The sequence below is a fragment of the Arsenophonus sp. ENCA genome (genome assembly GCF_002287155.1).
Taxonomy (GTDB): domain Bacteria; phylum Pseudomonadota; class Gammaproteobacteria; order Enterobacterales; family Enterobacteriaceae; genus Arsenophonus; species Arsenophonus nilaparvatae.
In genome coordinates this window covers 1-2,251 of the sequence record NZ_NHNG01000213.1, presented here as the reverse complement: position 1 = coordinate 2,251, position 2,251 = coordinate 1, and the positions used below count along the sequence as shown (strand labels likewise).

The following is a 2,251-nucleotide window of genomic DNA, read 5'->3' as shown; positions in this document are numbered from 1 at the left end:
TCGGTGGCCTTTTTGCCGCAGCTCGGGCATCCCCGACCTTTACAGCTTTGGTAAATAAGGCGCCGATGTGGACAATGGGTATTCTCACAGCATAATTCGCGGCTTCCCATAAGTGGTGTGCCACAAGCTAGCATTTTGGTGACAACTTCTACTTCAACAGGCCTCAGTGGGTAAGTGTTTAGCAGTTCGGCCCAAGCACCGTTTCGCTGAAACAACGTTTTTAGAGGGCGAGGAGTGAATTCAGAAAGCACGGGGGTAATTTTATATGATTTCCAGAAGTTCAAGGTACCACCATTCTACCCGATATCGATTTGCAGCCGCTAGGCTGCTTCCTTGTCGCCTGAACAAAAACAAGAAAATAAAATAATCTCGGGCATCCGTATTACAGTTGAACACGCCATCGCGGGTATCAAGCGCCTCGGTTGCATGACCCAAATTTTACGGAATCGTAGACCCTTTATTGATGATACCTTCTTACTCCTTAGCGCAGGTCTTTGGAATTTCCATCTCAGAACAGCGTAAAATTTACTTCAATCACCGAAACACCCTTATTTCACTATTAAGCAACACGCTTATTGGACGTTGGCGAGATTTTGCACTCCCCGATTTTGGGGAGCTCAAATTTTCTACAATTATGTAGTCCTGATTTTCAACAAATCCATACTGGTTAATTCGGTCTTTAATCCATGTGGTAAAATCTTTACCGATTTCTAAAAATGCATGTAAATCAGGGGCATTAACAGTCTGGATTAATTCATTATTGATGTTTTTTGTTTCAATATTAATTAAATTTTTCATAAGGGTATTGCTAAAAGTTAATTGATTAATGATTTTTCTAACATCGCCGAAGGCGCAATATGTAGCTCCTGCTTGTAAAAAGCAGTCACAGGACTAGCAAATTTTTGCAGATTGGCATTAAAAAAGGTTACACTTGACCTAAAAGGAGAAATTTCAGGATGGGCCAAGTTGCATTTGATACTCAAGAATTCGTTGAAAAGCTGGAAAATTCTGGTTTAAACAGAGAACAGGCGAAGGCGATAACCCTTGTCGTTCGTGAATCACATGAAGTCGCCGACCTTGCTACCAAATCAGATATCAAGGATGTCAAGCGCGATCTTGAGGATGTGCGTAAGGACTTATCCGCAGAAATAGCTAATGTCCGCAAGGATTTGTCTGCTGAAATAGCCGATGTTCGCAAGGATATGGAACATCGCTTTGAAAAAGTTGAAACTCAGATTACCGATGTACGTAAGGACTTATCTGGCGAGATCGCTGATGTTCGTAAGGATATTGCTCAGATAGATAAACGCCTTGATTTTTCTGAAAAACGATTCGATAGATTAGAGGTTAAATTTGACCGTCTACAATGGTTTATACTGGCTGGCATCCTCAGTTTATTATTTAAGGATCTCATCCCTAAGTTATGGGGCGGTTAAGCCTAAAACGGAATATCATCACTCTGATGTTCTGATTGATATTGCTGATAGCTTCTTTCTACCGGCTTCCTTTCGTCTTTATCCTGTAGCGTAGCAAGTTTCCTATCGATTGCTTGAGCGGGTTGCCCATTTATTTGCTCATCTAATGTTTGTCGCGTTTGTGCGATGAAGGGCAAGAGAATATCGAAACTGTAAGTATCCTGTCCGTTCGTTTTTGTCTTTAGTGTTTTTTGCAATACCAGCCCAACGCGCTTATTGGTAAGCTCTGGGGCGATGTGGGTGTGCGCATTAATCATTTTGGTTGATAACTGCTGAACGCCAGCGCAGCCCATGATGGCATGAATCATATTGACACCGTGCTTATTGGGCGTTTTATCTTTTTTAGTGCTGTATACATTCAGATAACTTGCTTTCTTGCCATCATCTGCTTCAACAGAAAATTCAATTGATTCAGCACCGCAGTTACTGGTCATATATTTTGCTTCGAGAATCGTGACAACATAAGCGCCGGACTCATTGATAAATGCACTTTGACCGGCGGCTAGGGCGGCTTCTTGGTTATACGTAAAGGTGATATTATTCATTGATTAACTCGCTTTGTGGGAGTAATACCGTAGTAAGCACAGATCGTCTTATCAACGGACTGGAGATCATTTTCAATAAAAGTATCGCTAAACATGTCTATTGGACACGAGTTTCGCAGTCTCTAAAAAAGAAGTATAAATTTAAAAACAAGAAAAAATCAGGATGTTCATATTTTGTCCGGTTATCCATGCATTAAAGATATCTATAAAATATTCTTGCAAGTAAGCAGT

The 2,251-nt window shown here is 40.9% G+C and carries 5 protein-coding genes; 2 read left to right on the top strand and 3 right to left on the bottom strand.

Going from position 1 to position 2,251, the window contains the following annotated elements; genetic code table 11:
* Positions 1-284, bottom strand: a 284-nt coding sequence (locus tag CBG25_RS05595; protein WP_290604579.1) for a transposase zinc-binding domain-containing protein, incomplete at its 3' end; no start/stop codon positions are given.
* Positions 285-333: 49 nt separating this feature from the next.
* Between CBG25_RS05595 and CBG25_RS05590 the strand changes: the two genes are divergently transcribed.
* The gene (locus CBG25_RS05590) at positions 334-522 is read left to right on the top strand and encodes a transposase family protein (protein WP_290605178.1); all 189 of its coding nucleotides are present in this window, start codon (positions 334-336) and stop codon (positions 520-522) included.
* Between the two features lie 12 nt (positions 523-534).
* On the opposite strand, the gene CBG25_RS05585 is transcribed toward CBG25_RS05590, so the two are convergent.
* The gene (locus CBG25_RS05585; protein WP_366212715.1) at positions 535-798 is read right to left on the bottom strand and encodes an antA/AntB antirepressor family protein; all 264 of its coding nucleotides are present in this window, start codon (positions 796-798) and stop codon (positions 535-537) included.
* A gap of 158 nt (positions 799-956) precedes the next feature.
* Here CBG25_RS05585 and CBG25_RS05580 point away from each other — a divergent pair, with 158 nt between their 5' ends.
* Entirely contained in the window at positions 957-1,436 is a 480-nt protein-coding gene (locus CBG25_RS05580; RefSeq protein WP_290605176.1) for a DUF1640 domain-containing protein, read from the top strand.
* Positions 1,437-1,438: 2 nt separating this feature from the next.
* Here CBG25_RS05580 and CBG25_RS05575 read toward each other — a convergent pair whose 3' ends face one another.
* On the bottom strand, positions 1,439-2,020 hold the full coding sequence (locus CBG25_RS05575) for a DUF669 domain-containing protein (RefSeq protein ID WP_290605174.1): 582 nt from the start codon (positions 2,018-2,020) through the stop codon (positions 1,439-1,441).
* Positions 2,021-2,251 lie beyond the last annotated feature (231 nt).